General features: G+C 41.9%; 14 protein-coding genes and 1 pseudogene. 5 read left to right on the top strand and 10 right to left on the bottom strand.

Annotation, left to right across the window (positions count from 1 at the left end):
* Window positions 1-39 precede the first annotated feature (39 nt).
* Window positions 40-1119, bottom strand: a complete 1080-nt coding sequence (locus ABM313_RS12940) for a P-loop NTPase (protein WP_434683608.1) — start codon at window positions 1117-1119, stop codon at window positions 40-42.
* A gap of 378 nt (window positions 1120-1497) precedes the next feature.
* Between ABM313_RS12940 and ABM313_RS12935 the strand changes: the two genes are divergently transcribed.
* On the top strand, window positions 1498-1821 hold the full coding sequence (locus ABM313_RS12935) for an STAS domain-containing protein (RefSeq protein WP_094533759.1): 324 nt from the start codon (window positions 1498-1500) through the stop codon (window positions 1819-1821).
* Between the two features lie 334 nt (window positions 1822-2155).
* On the opposite strand, the gene ABM313_RS12930 is transcribed toward ABM313_RS12935, so the two are convergent.
* The 7 genes from ABM313_RS12930 to ABM313_RS12900 all read right to left on the bottom strand — a co-directional run bounded on the left by ABM313_RS12930 (window position 2156) and on the right by ABM313_RS12900 (window position 10294).
* Window positions 2156-3310 (bottom strand): PP2C family protein-serine/threonine phosphatase, encoded by a 1155-nt coding sequence (locus ABM313_RS12930; protein ID WP_434683606.1) that lies wholly within the window; start codon window positions 3308-3310, stop codon window positions 2156-2158.
* A gap of 29 nt (window positions 3311-3339) precedes the next feature.
* The gene (psbP, locus tag ABM313_RS12925; RefSeq protein WP_434683605.1) at window positions 3340-3888 is read right to left on the bottom strand and encodes a photosystem II reaction center PsbP; all 549 of its coding nucleotides are present in this window, start codon (window positions 3886-3888) and stop codon (window positions 3340-3342) included.
* Between the two features lie 445 nt (window positions 3889-4333).
* Window positions 4334-5818, bottom strand: a complete 1485-nt coding sequence (gatB, locus tag ABM313_RS12920) for an Asp-tRNA(Asn)/Glu-tRNA(Gln) amidotransferase subunit GatB (RefSeq protein WP_434683604.1) — start codon at window positions 5816-5818, stop codon at window positions 4334-4336.
* A gap of 195 nt (window positions 5819-6013) precedes the next feature.
* Window positions 6014-6661 (bottom strand): hypothetical protein, encoded by a 648-nt coding sequence (locus tag ABM313_RS12915; RefSeq protein ID WP_434683603.1) that lies wholly within the window; start codon window positions 6659-6661, stop codon window positions 6014-6016.
* A gap of 7 nt (window positions 6662-6668) precedes the next feature.
* Window positions 6669-7565, bottom strand: coding sequence for a class II fructose-bisphosphate aldolase (locus tag ABM313_RS12910; protein WP_434683602.1), 897 nt, complete (start codon window positions 7563-7565; stop codon window positions 6669-6671).
* Between the two features lie 397 nt (window positions 7566-7962).
* Window positions 7963-9792, bottom strand: coding sequence for an Rqc2 family fibronectin-binding protein (locus tag ABM313_RS12905; RefSeq protein WP_434683601.1), 1830 nt, complete (start codon window positions 9790-9792; stop codon window positions 7963-7965).
* A gap of 187 nt (window positions 9793-9979) precedes the next feature.
* Complete coding sequence (locus ABM313_RS12900; RefSeq protein ID WP_434683600.1) at window positions 9980-10294, bottom strand: DUF6679 family protein; 315 nt, start codon at window positions 10292-10294, stop codon at window positions 9980-9982.
* A 122-nt stretch (window positions 10295-10416) separates the two neighbouring features.
* Here ABM313_RS12900 and ABM313_RS12895 point away from each other — a divergent pair, with 122 nt between their 5' ends.
* Window positions 10417-10965, top strand: a complete 549-nt coding sequence (locus ABM313_RS12895) for an RNA 2'-phosphotransferase (protein ID WP_434683599.1) — start codon at window positions 10417-10419, stop codon at window positions 10963-10965.
* Between the two features lie 36 nt (window positions 10966-11001).
* On the opposite strand, the gene ABM313_RS12890 is transcribed toward ABM313_RS12895, so the two are convergent.
* Both ABM313_RS12890 and ABM313_RS12885 read right to left on the bottom strand, forming a co-directional pair.
* Window positions 11002-13275 carry an OmpA family protein gene (locus tag ABM313_RS12890; protein ID WP_434683598.1) on the bottom strand — a complete coding sequence of 758 codons (2274 nt, stop codon included), beginning with the start codon at window positions 13273-13275 and terminating at the stop codon, window positions 11002-11004.
* Between the two features lie 272 nt (window positions 13276-13547).
* Window positions 13548-14555, bottom strand: a complete 1008-nt coding sequence (locus tag ABM313_RS12885; RefSeq protein WP_434683597.1) for a vWA domain-containing protein — start codon at window positions 14553-14555, stop codon at window positions 13548-13550.
* A gap of 103 nt (window positions 14556-14658) precedes the next feature.
* Here ABM313_RS12885 and ABM313_RS12880 point away from each other — a divergent pair, with 103 nt between their 5' ends.
* The 3 genes and pseudogenes from ABM313_RS12880 to ABM313_RS12870 all read left to right on the top strand — a co-directional run bounded on the left by ABM313_RS12880 (window position 14659) and on the right by ABM313_RS12870 (window position 16121).
* Entirely contained in the window at window positions 14659-15111 is a 453-nt protein-coding gene (locus ABM313_RS12880; RefSeq protein ID WP_434683596.1) for a DUF29 domain-containing protein, read from the top strand.
* A gap of 24 nt (window positions 15112-15135) precedes the next feature.
* A pseudogene (locus tag ABM313_RS12875) lies at window positions 15136-15255 on the top strand (DUF6887 family protein); the annotation flags it as partial.
* Between the two features lie 617 nt (window positions 15256-15872).
* Complete coding sequence (locus tag ABM313_RS12870; protein ID WP_434683595.1) at window positions 15873-16121, top strand: PDDEXK nuclease domain-containing protein; 249 nt, start codon at window positions 15873-15875, stop codon at window positions 16119-16121.
* Window positions 16122-16160: the final 39 nt, after the last annotated feature.

The following is a 16160-nucleotide window of genomic DNA, read 5'->3' as shown; positions in this document are numbered from 1 at the left end:
AATAAAGACAAGTGGCGGCGCTTCGCGCCGCCACTTGTTTTAATTAGCTTGAACTTTAGTGGCGATCGCCTTTGCAATCTCCCTTAAAGCCTTAGCCGACGCAGACTCAGGATGACCTAACACAATTGGTACACCGCGATCGCCACCTTCGCGTAGACCAATTTCTAGTGGTACACAACCGAGTAAATCTACGCCTAGCTCATCGGAGGTTTTTTTGCCGCCACCAGATCCAAAAATGTCGTATTGGCGATCGGGCAGATCGGGCGGAATGAAATAGCTCATATTCTCGACAATGCCCAAGACAGGAATGCCCATGTTTTGAAACATTTTTAAACCCTTGCGCGAGTCTAAGAGGGAAACAGTTTGTGGGGTCGTTACGATCACGGCTCCCGCGAGAGGTACTGACTGCGTGAGTGTCAACTGCGCGTCTCCAGTCCCAGGGGGCATATCCACAATTAAATAATCAAGTTCGCCCCAGTTTGCTTGATATAAAAACTGACGAATCACACCATTGAGCATGGGTCCACGCCAAACCACAGGCTGATCCTTGGCAATCAAAAATGCCATTGAGATCATTTTCACGCCATAGTTAAAGGCTGGCTCCACCACATCTGCGCCATTTTCCGCCTTTACTACTTTGACTTGAGCCGCCTCCATGCCCAGCATTACAGGTACATTCGGTCCGTAAATATCTGCGTCGAGAATGCCGACCTTTGCGCCCATGTCTGCCAGAGCCACAGCAACATTTACTGCTACTGAGGTTTTACCCACGCCACCTTTGCCACTGGAAATCGCAAGGACATACTTTACGCCCTCAATACCTTGCAAAGCATTTGTTGGTGGGGCAGGTGTTGCTACAACGGGACTATCGGCAATTACCTTAACCCAAACATCGGTGACAGAGGCGATCGCCTTAATTGCGTCTTTACATTCTTGGATTAAAGGATCGCGCTTGGGACTATTGGGATCGTTCAGCAACAAAGTGAAACTGACCACCCCATTGGACTTAACGGCGATATCGCGCACCATATTTAGTTCGATAATGCTTTTTTGGCGATCGGGATCGACAATAGGATTTAATACGTTTTGGATCGCTTGCAAATCGGGTAAATCAGCCATAGATTTATAGAGTTCAAAATTAAAAAATTGCTTAATAGTGCCAAGATTTCATTAAAGCCCAAATAAGAGCAAAAATAATCGATAAAGACTTATGCTTATGAAGAAACTTCCCTTTAATACCAATTCACAAAAGTGTAAGGGCTTCGCCGTAAAATAAGGAACCGATTTGTGATGGCGCAGCAAAACTGCGCCATCACAAATCGGCTTGTTTATTAAATTGCAGAACCCTGACAACGATTTTGTGAATTAAAAACCAAATCTAGTAAGGGTTTTAAAAACACAAAACGGCGTAGCATTCTGTGTTTTGGTATAAGACTTGATAGCCAATCATTATTTCTGCAATTCTCAAACTAGATCTTTAAAGCCAAGAAAAAATCCATGAGTAATCAAGTAAAAGTTATACAGCCTTCAGGACGGTTAGATGTCACAACTGCGGCTGATTTTCGTCGCCAAGTTAATGATATTGCCTCAGTCCCAACTCCTCCCAAATATTTATTAGTTGATCTGCAAGAGATTACTTTTATGGATAGTTCTGGATTAGGTGCATTAGTCTCAGCCCTCAAGGCAATCCGTAACAGTGATGGGGATATGGTGATTTGTGGTGCTAACGATCAAGTTCAAATGCTATTTGAACTTACTAGCATGACCAAGATTTTTAAAATCTATCCAACCGTTGACGAATTTAATGCAACCTTAAATTAAATATATTTATAGCAATGTAAGTTTTGCTTAGGACATAAAACCCAAAATATGAGTGGCGGCGCGAAGCGCCGCCACTCATATTTTGGGTCTTGAACTGTCCTATATATCTCTTGCGTTGCTATATATTAGCCGAAACTTGTTTTAATACCAAAACACAAAATGGCTACGCCATTTTGTGTTTTTAAAACCCTTACTGGGTTTGGTTTTTAATTCACAAAAGTGTTGTCACACTTTCGTGAATTGGTATAAGACGCAAAGAAGCAAGGCGGCGCAAAGCGCCGCCTTGCTTTTCAATATAAGAAAGTAGGTGAGCGCATAGCACCCACCTACTTTCTTATATGTGAAACTCGACTTCTAATAGCGATAAGTCATCTTCAAAAGGACGATTATTAGCTGCGGCTTTAACACAAGTTAATATATGCTCAATGCGCGAATGGCGATCGTTGGGAATTCTGATAAATGTATCAATCAAAGCATTAAATCCCCAAATACTGTCATTCTCTTGAGGAATCTCATAAACTCCATCACTAAATAGATATAACCTGCTACTAGTATCAATCTCACAAAACTGCTCTTGATAATCAATGTCAGGCATCATGCCAATTGGTAAACCAGCAGTTTTTAGTAACTTGATTTTAGGGATTTCTTCATTAGAAATTAGTACAGCAGGAGGATGTCCGCCACTGGCATAAACGAGTGTATGGTTGCGTTTATCATATACGCCATACCAGATCGTAAAGTACATTTCATTATGTACTGCCATCTGAAAAGTATTATTTAGATCACTTAATACTTCACTAGGATTATAAAAATTAGTTGTGTCTTGTGATGTTCTACTGCGTCTTAAGCTACGAGTACGCATCAGATTTAAAACTGACACTGATAAAAGGGCGGAGCCGACCCCATGCCCAGATACATCGAGCAAATAGAGCGCTAGATGGTCACTATCTAGCCAAAAATAGTCAAAGCTATCACCGCCAAGCTGTGTCGATGGCAAAAAACTAGACTGAATCGACACATCACCTTCGAGTGGTGCAGGCAAAAGCGATCGCACATATTGCGAAGCTTGAGCTAACTCTTGTTCGATTAATTGTTTTTGCCTTTGAATTTCTTCAGTGGCTTGATACAGTCTTAGCCCTGCTCTTACCCTAGCCCGTAACTCATTAATGCGTGGCGGCTTGCCTAAAAAGTCATCTGCCCCCATGTCTAAACCACGCACCAAGTCACCTTCTTGGTCACGGGCTGTTAGCAAAATTAGATAGATATTAGCTAAGTCAGGGTTGCTCTTTACCTGACGACATACCTCTAGACCATCGATGATTGGCATCATCCAATCACAAATGATTAAAGACGGATGCAGTTCTCTCGCCTTAGCTAAACCCTCTTGCCCATCCTTAGCAACAATCACATCATAGCCTTGACTCTTGAGAAACCTCTGAAGAGTCATTCTGATCGTAGGATCATCATCAATGACGAGAATTTGAAGCATATTGTCCAAGCTTACAGAGATGTTTGTTGCTATTCGTTGATGGTGAAAGATTTGGCAACTCTAGCAAACAAATCTTTGACTTTTTCCCAACGTCTTTCGGAGCTAGAAATACTAAGGGTATAAAGATTGCCACGATTTGTAGATACAGTTACAAGGTCATGGCGGGGTTCGCCTTGTGAGCGCTGAACTGCATATTCAAAAATGTAGTAGTTGCGATCGCCCGATTCTTTCTGCGTTGCACTAAGCAACTTTGCTTGACGACCAGAGCCTTCTGGAGCAACGACACGCTGCTGTACCCGCAAACCGATCGCTTCAGGTTCACCGATTTCTTCAAGGGTTTTCACTGTTTCGAGCTTACTAATCGCAACCGATACATTTTCTGAAGGCTCAATAATGTCGTGAAACAAAATATCGATCGCCGAATTACCTTTAGTTTCTGTCCAGCCATTCGGATATAAAAATCTATAGCCATCTTTACTATCTGCAAATGGGACAAGCCCACTGGTGGGTGTACTAGCACAACTGGTAAGAAGCAGAGAAAAGACCACAAGTAAGATGGAAACAGCGCGTTTAAGCATGATTAAAGAGATTAAATAAAATAAATAGCGAAAATTTCAGTAAATAATATTGGATTATCTTATCAAGAACATTCAGAGCCGCCTAATCACAGCTACTTTGCAAGACTTACCAATACCAGAATACAGTACCTTATACCAATTCATGAAAGTGTACCAACACTTTTGGGATTTAAAAATCAAACCCAGTAAGGATTTTCAAAACACAAAATGGCATAGCCATTTTGTGTTTTGGTATAACTGTGTCCATAAGAGCTTTATTAACGTGAGTTTCGATACCAACCATTTGCGGCGTGCTTCGCACGCCGCAAATGGCGAAAAATTGTAAGAATCGCTTAGCGATTCTTACAATTTTTCGCTTTCGTCGAACTGACGTTTTATTAAAATTGTTGCGAAGCAACAATTTTAATAAAACTCTTGGTCTGGATTACATTACAAAGCGTTGTAATTACGCCGAGGTACTCAACTTATCAGCAATCAATTTATTGGTTGATTGAGGTTCGGCACGTCCTTGGGTTTTTTTCATGGTTTGCCCGACAAAGAAACCTAGTAGCTTAGTTTTACCAGCTTTGTATTGTTCTACTTCCTTGGGATTAGCAGCAATGATCTCATCGATGATTTTCTCTAGTTCTGTACCAGCGAGGACAGTTAGCCCCTTAGCTGCCACTAAATCTTTGACTGAGCCACCTTTGACAATCAGTTCAGGCAAGATATCCTTTGCAATTTTGCTGCTGATTGTACCGTCAGCTATTAGACCGATCATTTCACCTAAAATCGCGGGCGTAAGGGCAATATCAGCGATCTTGAGCTTGTTCTCATTGAGATAGGCGGTAATGTCGCCCATCACCCAGTTAAATACTTGCTTGGGTTCTGCACCTGTGAGGATCGTCGCATCAAAGAACTCGGCAATACTGCGATCGTCGGCAATCAGAGCCGCATCGTAGGGAGTTAGACCAAATTCTTCTCGATAGCGTTGACGATGAGATGCTGGTAGGGTGGGAAGCTCAGAACGATATCGAGCTAATGTCGTTAGGGGAACCTCGATCGCCATGAGATCTGGCTCAGGGAAATAGCGATAATCACTGGCTCCTTCCTTAGAACGCATACTGATTGTGCGTTGAGTGTTTTCTTCCCAAAGGCGAGTTTCTTGTTTGATCGTGTCGCTACCAGACTCAAGAGCTTCTATTTGACGATTAATTTCAAAATCGATCGCTCTTTGAATGGCGTTAAAGGAGTTCATGTTTTTGATTTCTACCTTTGTGCCAAATTTCTCTTGTCCGACTGGGCGCACGGAGATATTCACGTCACAACGGAGGGAGCCTTCTTGCATGTTGCCATCACAAACACCGAGATAGCGCATAATCCGCCGTAGTTCTTGGGCATAGGCGGCGGCTTCTGCACCCGATCGCATATCTGGTTCGGATACAATTTCGCACAAAGGGACACCTGTACGGTTATAGTCCACTAAGGAGTGGCTAGAACCTGAGAGGCGATCGCTACCACCATGCACCAATTTACCTGCATCCTCTTCCATATGCAGACGAGTAATACCGATGCGCTTAGTACTGCCATCTTCTAATTGAATTTCGAGCCAGCCATGCTCAGCGATCGGTAGATCGTATTGTGAAACTTGGTAGTTCTTGGGAAGGTCGGGATAAAAATATTGTTTGCGATCGAATTTACTGTGCGGCGCAATTTGACAATTTAAAGCTAGCCCAGCTTTGACGGCATATTCCAAAACTTTTTCGTTAAGAACGGGCAGTACCCCCGGCATTCCCAGACAGACAGGACAAACATTGGTATTGGGGGTGGAGCCAAACTGGGTTGAGCAGTTACAAAAGATTTTGGAGTTTGTGGTCAACTGACAGTGGGTTTCTAAACCAATGACGGCTTCGTATTGTGTCTTGGTTTTAGTCGGGGCGGTTGCAGTCATAACGTATGCGTTTAGGCGAAGTATTGGAGAAGATATTACAGGGCTTTGTGCTTAAACCCAAACCAAGGAAATTTTTGAAAGCGTTGCGAAGCAACGCTTTCAAAAATTTCCTTGTGGTTCGTTTGTAGGGCAATTGCTGTAGGTAGCAAATCTAGTATAAATCCTAGCACCATGGGATGAACGCCTTGGGCGACATCACCTTGCAAAACTATAAATAATAAGAGTCACGAAAGCCGCAAAAGCCCATACAAAAGTTAGTACTGTCGCGATGGTCACCCCAATTAGGAATAGTGGATTGGTTAAAAGCATCGCTTGGGCTGTCAAAGCTAAAAGTTCTTGAGATTCATTCATCAGAGACTTGAACTCTCTTAATTGATTGGCTAACAGAAACCAATCTCGCAATCTTTTACCGATCGCAAATATGAAGCCGATACTTTTACCAAAGGAATATTTGCTAGCAGCTTGTCCTAACTTTTCCTGCGAATTCGCTAATACCTTTTCATGAGCTTGAGATAATTCTGTGACTCTAACTTTACCTGTTTGAAAGATAGTGACGATCTTTTCAGGTAATCCGATCACTTCTTTCAAGGTTACATATAGATTCTTGAGGGTATAAGAAGGGAAACAAATAATCAGAGTAAGGATTAGAGTCCAAACAATACCTGCATTCAATTTATGCCAAACAAAGAAAGCTAACCAAGCCGCAGAAATAATATTGATAACTAGGAGAACGATAATACTATTGATAGATTGAGAAGCAATTTTGACTGGAATCTGAAGAGATTCGAGCAAGATATTTTTAAATTTTTCTAATTGTATTTTCTTGTCTGGCTGACTGTTCATGACTTTTTTATTGATAGGCTTGACTAGATAACATTGCGGCGTAGGGATTGTCATGTAAATGGGCTTTGCCGATGGAGCCAAAGAGATTGAGTTTTTCGATGATCACTTCTTGCATGGCGGCGATCGCTTCACCTGCGATCTCTAACAAGTCTTTGGGACTGTCTCCACAAATCTCTAATTTCAGGGCTTGCATGTAGGCTTGGCGGACTTCAGTATTTACATTAAATTTGCAAACTCCCAATTGAATTGATCGCTGGATCATTTCCGCAGGTAAGCCCGATGCACCATGCAAAACTAGGGGAATGTCAACGAGGTTTCGGATTTTTTCGAGACGGTCAAAATCAAGACGGGGTGGGCTTTTGTATTCGCCATGTACGTTACCGATGGTAACGGCGATCGCATCGACTTTGGTTTGCTGCACAAATTCAAATGCTTGGATGGGGTCGGTCATTTTGGCTTCTTTTTCGGCGATCGTCAGTCCGTCTTCAGTTCCGCTAATTCTGCCAATTTCTGCTTCGACGACTGCTTGGAATTTGTGGGATAGGGCGGTCATGTCTCTAGTAAATTTTAAATTCTCTTGGTAAGACATGGGTGAGCCATCTGCCATGATCGATCGTACGCCTGCATCTAGGGCTAAGCGGATATCGCTAGCGGAAGTACTATGATCGAGGTGAATGGATATAGGTACTTTTGCTGATTTGGCGGCTTCGATACACATCTTTACTAGGGGAAGTTTGCCATAGATGAGGGCGCTAGGGTGTAGTTGCAACATGGCTGGACTACGGCTGATTTCGGCGGCGTTGACTACAGCTTTTACGCCTTCTAAGTTGTAAATGTTAAAAGCTCCGATCGCATAGGAGTTGCGGCGGGCGGTTTCTAGAAGTTCCCTAGTCGAACTCAACATGATTTCTAATGATAAATAAATGCAAGATCATCATCTTTGCATAATTTATGGGCTAATACCAAAACACAAAATGGCGTAGCCATTTTGTGTTTTTAAAACCCTTACTGGGTTTGGTTTTTAATTCACGAAAGTGTTGCTACACTTTCGTGAATTGGTATAATACAGGTCAAGGAGTAATATTTAGTGATTGCCAATATCTTATACCAAAGCACAAAATGGCTACGCCATTTTGTGCTTTTAAAGCTCTTACTGGGTTTGGTTTTTAATTCGTAAATTGTTACAGAAAAGCAAGTTTTGATCAAAATATAAACCCCAAGAATGGGCGGCGCGAAGCGCCGCCCATTCTTGGGGTTTGATTTGTACTAGCTAGCTCTTTTTTTGCCATTGTTAAGCAGAGTTAGGTTTGTTCGACTCGCAAGTCCGTTGGCTGTCCCCAAATAATCTTTTCGTGAGTATAAACGACCATCCCTGGTTTTGCACCTTTGGGCTTAAACACATATTTGGGAATCGTGCAGACTACGGGAACTTGATCGCTTTGTCGAGCGCGACTGTAATAGGCGGCATAATTAGCGGCAGTTTGTAGATCTTGATCATCAGCGATCGCTCCCGCAGGTAGGCGCAGCAACACATGACTGCCAGAAATTTCTTGAGCATGGAGCCAAAGATCGTATTCCCCTGCAATACGGAAAGAAATCAAATCATTTTGATAGTTGTTTCTGCCTACCCACACTTCAAATCCATTGGGAGTGGTAAAGCGATGACAATCGGGAATTTCTTCTTGCTTGGTGCGATTGCTTTTATTTTTGCCACCTTTACTATTACTTTTCGTGCGTGGAGCATACTCGGCGGTGACTTTGAGATAGCCTTGCTGAGCTAGTTCCGCACGAATTTCCTGTAATGCCGAGAGTTCACTCTGTTCTAATAAGCTCACAGCAGTAGCAACCTGTTCGAGGTAAGCGATTTCCTGTTGAACTGCTTCTAGTAAAGGGGCGATCGCAAGGGCAGCCCGCTTTTGCTTTTGATGTTTTTTATAAAAAGATTGAGCATTCTGTTGAGCATTCAGCGTGGGATCGAGGGGAATCACTACAGATTTTTCTGTATGAAAATCTGTAAGTTTTATCTCTTTCATGCCTATTTCCCAAAGATGCAAATGCGCCATCAGCAAATCAGCCTTATCTTTGAAATCATCAGCTTGAGTTGAGAGTTGCAGCCGTTCTAGAAATTCATTCTCTTTAATCGATAACTTCGCTAACTGATTTTGAATTGCTTGGCTAATTTGTTGATGCAATTGCTGAAAGGCGACTTGTCCCGTTTGTTGAGAATAGTAGCGATCGCAGAAGTCATTAACTGATGGCGAGGGTTTGCCCTCATCCCCCAGCCCCTTCTCCCGCAGGAGAAGGGGAGTAAGAATCTGGTTCCCCTCTCCTGCGGGAGAGGGGCTAGGGGTGAGGGCATATCCTTTTCCTTCTAAATGTGGATAGAACTGCTTTTGATCAATACAGGTTAGCCACATTCGCCAAGCTTGATATAGTGCTTCCCATTCAGAAAGCTTTAAATCAGCAACATTTTGATCGCCATTGATATTAGATATTGCCAATAGCGATCGCACTAGCGACGAACTGACACCACGATAATTACTGAGTAAATTGCGTTTAATCTCCTTAGGAATCAAAATCAAGCGATCGCGCCATGCGTCAAAGGATTCACTCAAACTGGGAATTGCTTCTAGTAATGCTGGTGGTAATTCGTAGCGACCGCCTGTTTGGATAGGACGCACTCGCGACTGCTTGCTGCTGACTTGGTGGGCGGCAGTGACGATTTCGCCATTGGCGTTGACGAGAATCGCATTGCTATATTTGCCCATCACTTCTAGATACAGATGCCATTGCACCTCGTCATCGGGTCGTTTAGCAAATTGCAGATCGACAACGCGCTCCCAAGGACTAGTTAATTGCACTGAGACAAGAGCAAATCCTGCGACTTGATGCAAAATTTGTTGACTAAAGGTGAAAGTATCAGGCTGCTTTGGTGGTGGCGCACTGAGATGTAGTCTTGCTGCTTGCGGATGCCAAGATAGTAATAGCCACTGTTTCTTTTCTAAAGTTCGTAACTGTAAATGAATCGTGTGGCGATCGCTTTGATGCACCTGCTCTAGTCTTGCAGGCACACAAGCTATATTTAGCTCATGGGTCAAAGCTACAAGGGTGGTTAGGTCAGCAGGTTGCATTGTTTTCATCTCATATTATGGGTTTTGCAATTTCATAAAGAACCGATTTTTGATGGCGTGGCGCAGCCACGCCATCAAAAATCGGTTCTTTATTTTACGGCGAAGCCCTTGCATAAAATTAGAGTGGACGCAAAGCGCCCACTCTATGGTTAAACAAAAGGGCGCTTCAAGCACCTTTGTTGATTAATTATTTGTCAGGATCGGTGCGGGGGCGGATTTGTTCAGCTTCAGGACAATCATCAGAAACGGGAATATCGTTTGATGACATTCCTGCTTTGGTAAACGAAGATAATCTTTGTGTCACAGCGCCAATACTCTCTAACCTGACCATTTCTTCCCAAGAGCAAACCTCGTCTTCATCCTCAGTCTCGTAACGAATCGTTACCACGTCACCTTCAATATCCAATATCTTGGCTCTTTCTAGCCAACGTCCCTGATCCCTCAGGTAAATCCAAACATCGCTCTTGGCTTCACAAAGTTGATATATTTTGCGATGTAGCATTCGCTTATGTCCTCAGGGTTACATAATTTTTAAGGTTAGAGCATACCTCAATAAGGTAAAAAAACTAACCATTATCATTGTAAACGACTACACAAGCATTTGAAATTTTTTAAACTTTAGTTATGAATAAAAATTTAGTTAAGCTCAGCAAATTTGTGAGCCTTGTCTTGCGACATCAACCAGAGGTAATAGGTTTAAAGTTAGACGAAAATGGCTGGGCGGAGGTCGATCGCTTCATTGAGCTAGCAAAACAGAATGGCAAAAATATCTCAATAAGTGTTCTTGAGGAAATAGTTGAGACAAATAATAAAAAGCGATTTGCGTTTAATGATGACAAGTCTAAAATTCGGGCTAATCAAGGACATTCCATTGAAGTGAATTTAGATTTACCACCCCAACAACCTCCTGTTCAGCTATTTCACGGGACAGCAACGAAATTTATTGAGTCCATTCGTCAACAAGGATTAATCTCAGGCAGCCGACAACATGTACATATGTCAAGCGATGAAACTACTGCGATCGCTGTTGGACAGAGACATGGCAAGCCAGTGGTTTTAAAAATTAATGCCTTGGCAATGTATCAAGATGGATTTGTATTTTTTTGCTCAGAAAATTCAGTATGGTTAACAGAGTTTGTTCTGCCACAATATCTGGAATTTCCCATTGAATAATTAGTGGCGTACCACTAATTATTCAATGGGCTGATCTTAGCGCTGCTCTTTGAACTGAATAACCACACGACGATTAAAAGCTTGATCGGTTGCCGTAATATCTTTACGCAAGGGTTGCAACCAAGATAACGCCTCAAAAGTAACTTTGTAGTTACCATCTAAGCCGCGATCGCGCAGTAAGTTCACGACTTCATTGGCTCTTGCTTGTGAGAGGTCAAGATTATAGTCGTAGTCACCCATTTTGTCGGCATGACCACTAACTTGGATGATTCCGCGCTTTCCTTGAATTTTTGTCCAGAAATTATCAATTTTAGCTTCTTCACTAGATATGAGTTGCGACTCATCAGAGGCGAAGAAAACTACTACTTCTACATCTGGATTCGTAATGGGCAAAATTGAGCTACTAATACTGCGATCGCCATTTCTATTCTGAGATATGGAATTTGGGTAATTTTTAAGCCCATTTTTGGGGATATTTTTGGCATTATTTAAATCACTAGAACTAGCATTTTTAAGAGAATTATCTATAGTGGGTTTCTCAGAATTATTGTTAGAACTATCTCCAGTTGGTGTCTTAGGGTTATTCCCAACTACTTTGCCAGAATTATTGAGAGAGCTATTCTCGTTATTGCCAATATTGCCAATATTATTACCAGGTGAGTTAGATGATTTGTCTAGTGGTTTGTCGGAATTATTACTAGATAGACTTTCAGGCTTGCCATTCAGCTTATTACGTTCTTTACTAGTTGCTGGATTAGTTGCTGTTGCTGGATTAGTCGCTGTTGTTGGATTGGTTGCTTTATTCGAGTTCTGAGTGCCAGATTTGGCAGCGCTAGATAGCATATTGTTAGGCTTATTTGCGAAATCTGGCTTTGGCTCAAGTACTGCTTCTTTAATCACCGTTGGCACTGCTTGATTTTGCAATTTACTATCATCCGATCGCTTAATCAAAATGCCGAAAGCGATCGCTGTCCCGATAAAGGCTGCTCCAATCAACAAAGCCGCCAATATTTTCCATAGGCTATTTGGTGCAGAGATCTGATTATTTACAATTTCCTGCTTTTGTTGCTCTAGCACAGCCGATTGATTACTTTCCTGAGCTTTAATCTCAAAATCGAAAAGCTGTTTCTTCACAAAAGGGGCGATCGCCATGGCAGTGCCGACAACTACCGCTTGGCGAATGCGTTGATTGCCCACCTCTAGCTCAAACCATTGCGAATCCTCGCGCATGACAAAATCAACTTTGGCAGGTAAACCTTTAGGATAGGATTTGACGCAATTTCCTTGATCGTCGTAAATTGAGCCACTATCAGCAATAATTTGGTTTTCGTTGACCACTTCCGCAAAAATTTGCGAGAGACTAGTCATTTCGCTAGCAATTTTATAATCCCAAATATCAATATCTATGCCAGTATCAAAGTCATCTAACTCTTGCAACTGATAGCGATCAATATCTTTCCCAATCCCAATCAAGATCAACTTTAAATAGTTTCTTTTGCCAACTGCAATTTCTAACGCTAGTTCCTTGGTATAGTTCTTGACCTGTTCTAAATCATCAATCCTGCCATCAGTCAAGAATACATACAGCCCCTGCTGAGCTTGCCTATATTGATTGACGAAATAGGCGATCGCAGGTAATAGCTTTGTGGTCTTACCCAGCTTAAAAGTTGCAGGTCCCGCGATCGCTAATTGCTGACAACTCGCATGATCAAACTCGCCTAACACCTGAATTTCATCACCTTCACCACAACCCCAATAGATGAGTGAAGTCTTTCCAGTTCCATCCAAACTACCAGCCAAATAAGCTGTAAAATCTTGAACCAATGGTTGCAAGATATTTTCCGTATAGTTAATCTCATAACCACGTTCTTGAATCTCCGCAAACGCTTCCCGCTTAATCTTGCGAATTGGTTCTCCATCCTCTAAATAAGCTCGCAATCGCCCCTGCTTAATATAGTCAGTTAATAATTCAGGATCGACACGTGCTTCCACCTTACGCCCATAAGCACGTTTCATTGAGGCGCTAGCATCTAGAGCTAGCCCAGTTCGCCAACCTTCAGCAAATTTCCCCTGTGGCTCCATGGCGATCGAGAATTCCACTCGACATTCGGCAGATCCAGAAGTCGTCTCTGGGATATGCTGCCAAACATTCACTTCACCAAACTCGGCAGCTACCAAATTAGCTGGCATTTGCCAGTTTTTTGATTCATACCTTAATTCGTTCTTGTCTTTATTGTCGATTTTACTTTTTATTTCACCATTGTCTGCACGTTCTAATTCAATAGGCTCGGAATTATTTTCATGTAGCATGGCATTCTATTTCTCTTGCTTTTATTTTTAATTGTTTAGATAAACCCTAGCCTTCTCTTACAAAGGGGTTACCATGTACACACAAGGCTTGCTATCTACATTTTAAGGTTTAGATCCCCCTCAATCCCCCTTAAAAAGGGGGAAGAAGAAAATTCTCCCCCCTTTTTAAGGGGGGCTGGGGGGATCTTTGGTAGCTCACGATATCGTGGATAATTTGTGTGTACAAGTTTTCTAGTCTTCCCCCTTTGCAAGGGGGAATTAAAGGGGGTAATTCATACAAAATCGACAACATCTTTCCATTGTTCAGATTCTGTAATCAGAGGAGCCTCTAGCTCCAGAGGCAGAGCTTCTGTAATGTCTTGCGTCACATTTCCACCCGAAAACTCTAGGGTAAAAGCCGTAGAACCCGCAGGTAACTTGAAACGCATCAATGCAGGTACACCAAAGTTATATTCTTCGCAAACTACTCCTGCCTGATTCAGAATTCTGCCATAATGCGTGACTATCGTTTCCGCAGATACAAATTCTTTAAAAATCTGTTCCAAAATCTGAATGTCGTCTGCAACTTGATAGTCCCATAGGTCAATTTCCCGACCTGCGGCATCTTTGACAAAGCTACCTTCAAACATATTATCTAGTTCTTCTAGTTGCTTTTCATCAATCTCTTTGCCAACACCAATCAACAAAAGTTTGATAAATGGTTTAGTTTGATCAGCAATCTCTAAAGCGTATTTAAAGCAATATTCTTTTACATCTTCAAGATCTTCGATAATGCCATCGGTGATAATTAGACAGATCGCCGCAGGTTGCTTTACCCCGATCGCTGGTGCATCTTTATATTTGTTAATGAAATATCGTAAAGGTGGTAATAGTTTCGTTCCTGTTCCCCAAGGGATTTTTGGACCTTTGATCGCAATTTGTTCGATCTCTTCACCACTAAAGCTACCCAGATCTTCAATCAGTTCACCTGCTGCACCACAAGCCCAGTTGATCAAGTCAACTTTACCCGTCGCCGCAAAATTGGCAAGATACTTGACCATCACCCTTGCTACTGGCTCAACGACGTTGTGCGTAACGGCGGCACTGGCAAAAAAGCTACTGACAACGCCACTGATACCATACATTTTTTTCATCGAGGCTGAACCATCTAAGGCTAAGCCAACTCTTGCGCCTTCAATGTCTGGAACCATCAGAATAGTTGCAACGATGTCAATATCTCCGTTGTTTTGGGGATAAACATTGACTTCACCAAAGGGTTGAACGACACTTTTTAACTGCATACTCGGACTCTCTGATATTTCACATCAAAATAGTAACGTAGTTTAACTCAATCAAGTTACGGCTAAAATATTTACTAGTAAATCTTCAGGAGTTACAAATCTCATGACTCAGCTAGTTACCAGAAAATCCTTATATGAGTCTGATTATTTGCTTTGGACTCAAGAGACTATAGCAAAGTTAAAGGCTAGAGACTTTGCGAATGTGGATTTGGATAATTTGATCGAGGAGATTGAGAGTTTGGGTAAATCTGAGAGAAAGGAGATAAAAAGTAGACTGACAGTTCTGTTAGAGCATTTACTCAAACGGATGTATGTTGACATGCCTGACTGCTTTAGCGGTTGGGAAAATACAATCAGCACGCAGCGCAATGATATTGAACTAACGCTAATGGACTCACCTAGCCTAAAAGCTATGTGGGATGAGTCTTTTGATATTGCTTTTAAGCTTGCCCTGCGATCGGTTCGCAAAAATTACAGGGCTTATCAGTTTCCTGATATATGGCAGTTTAACCGCGATATTGACACAATGCTGAATGTTGATTTCTGGGAAGAGTAGACATTTACATGTTTTCAGGCTTATTTAGACCGTTTAAACCAACAGCCTCTTAAGGTTATTGTCAGTCCTAACGATCCTGATTTTGACCAAAAAGTACAAGCTGCTATCCGTCGAAAGCTGGCATCCAAAACTAAAGTTATTTAGATACTTCCTTCTCACCAAAGAAATACATATATAAAACCAAGAATTAGACGTTGCGGCGCGAAGCGCCGCAACGTCTAATTCTTCACTGGGAAGTGAGTATTCTCAAAAGTCAAAATATAGAGATCGTCAATCTTGAGATCTTGTAGGGGCAAAGCATTCCCGCCAATATTTACAAATTCTCAGATCCCCATAATTTGGGAATGCTTTGCCCAAGCTTCCTAACGGAGGGAAAACGTAATGCGGCGATAATTTATTGCAAATGGATAAAGAGGGTTGAGCATTTGCGGATTATGATTTCTGTGATGAGTTTAGGAATGGTGGCGCAAATGCTCAACCCCTACGCCAGAAATCATTTGGGTTAGGGATTTTGTTGTTTGGTTTGCCTGTGCAGGTGATGGTGTGTGAGATCTGCGGCATATCCTGACAGACAAATAGTCCAACAGCTTGTTGGACAAATCTCGTGGGGGTATAACATTAAGATTCTCGATCTAATTAAGTAGGTCAGCAAAAGAAACCTGTAAATGCCCAGATCCCCGACTTTTTCTAGGCAAGCAAAGACAATTTGCAAATTCACAAAAAAAGTCGGGGATCTTAATCTTTGCTTTTTAAGTTTTCTTATGCCTAGCTACTTAAAAATACTGAAGAGAGACTCTGATATACACAGATCGCCTCAAGACCAACCGACTATTGGCATAATTCTTTGTAAATCGAAGGATAAAACAATTGTTGAATTTGCGCTGCAAGAGATGAAAAAAACGATGGGAGTTTCTACTTATCAGTTACCCAAGCATTTACAAGAAAATTTACCAACTATAGAACAATTGGAAGCAGAGTTAGAAACTTTAGTTAGGATTGATGATGATTAAGAAGATAAATAATGTATATCACCAAACATCAATTTTCAG

Origin of the sequence: Pseudanabaena minima str. Chao 2107, assembly GCF_051131155.1 — a bacterium.
GTDB classification, from domain to species: Bacteria; Cyanobacteriota; Cyanobacteriia; order Pseudanabaenales; family Pseudanabaenaceae; genus Pseudanabaena; species Pseudanabaena minima.
Note: the sequence above shows the minus strand (reverse complement) of the source record. Positions and strands in the feature narration are given on the sequence as shown.

Excerpts from the sequence above, each read along its gene's own strand:
- ABM313_RS12940 (WP_434683608.1), bottom strand. The coding sequence starts at position 1,119 with ATGGCTGATTTACCCGATTTGCAAGCGATCCAAAACGTATTAAATCCT.
- ABM313_RS12935 (WP_094533759.1), top strand. The coding sequence starts at position 1,498 with ATGAGTAATCAAGTAAAAGTTATACAGCCTTCAGGACGGTTAGATGTC.
- ABM313_RS12930 (WP_434683606.1), bottom strand. The coding sequence starts at position 3,310 with ATGCTTCAAATTCTCGTCATTGATGATGATCCTACGATCAGAATGACT.
- psbP (WP_434683605.1), bottom strand. The coding sequence starts at position 3,888 with ATGCTTAAACGCGCTGTTTCCATCTTACTTGTGGTCTTTTCTCTGCTT.
- gatB (WP_434683604.1), bottom strand. The coding sequence starts at position 5,818 with ATGACTGCAACCGCCCCGACTAAAACCAAGACACAATACGAAGCCGTC.
- ABM313_RS12915 (WP_434683603.1), bottom strand. The coding sequence starts at position 6,661 with ATGAACAGTCAGCCAGACAAGAAAATACAATTAGAAAAATTTAAAAAT.
- ABM313_RS12910 (WP_434683602.1), bottom strand. The coding sequence starts at position 7,565 with ATGTTGAGTTCGACTAGGGAACTTCTAGAAACCGCCCGCCGCAACTCC.
- ABM313_RS12905 (WP_434683601.1), bottom strand. The coding sequence starts at position 9,792 with ATGCAACCTGCTGACCTAACCACCCTTGTAGCTTTGACCCATGAGCTA.
- ABM313_RS12900 (WP_434683600.1), bottom strand. The coding sequence starts at position 10,294 with ATGCTACATCGCAAAATATATCAACTTTGTGAAGCCAAGAGCGATGTT.
- ABM313_RS12895 (WP_434683599.1), top strand. The coding sequence starts at position 10,417 with ATGAATAAAAATTTAGTTAAGCTCAGCAAATTTGTGAGCCTTGTCTTG.
- ABM313_RS12890 (WP_434683598.1), bottom strand. The coding sequence starts at position 13,275 with ATGCTACATGAAAATAATTCCGAGCCTATTGAATTAGAACGTGCAGAC.
- ABM313_RS12885 (WP_434683597.1), bottom strand. The coding sequence starts at position 14,555 with ATGCAGTTAAAAAGTGTCGTTCAACCCTTTGGTGAAGTCAATGTTTAT.
- ABM313_RS12880 (WP_434683596.1), top strand. The coding sequence starts at position 14,659 with ATGACTCAGCTAGTTACCAGAAAATCCTTATATGAGTCTGATTATTTG.
- ABM313_RS12870 (WP_434683595.1), top strand. The coding sequence starts at position 15,873 with ATGCCTAGCTACTTAAAAATACTGAAGAGAGACTCTGATATACACAGA.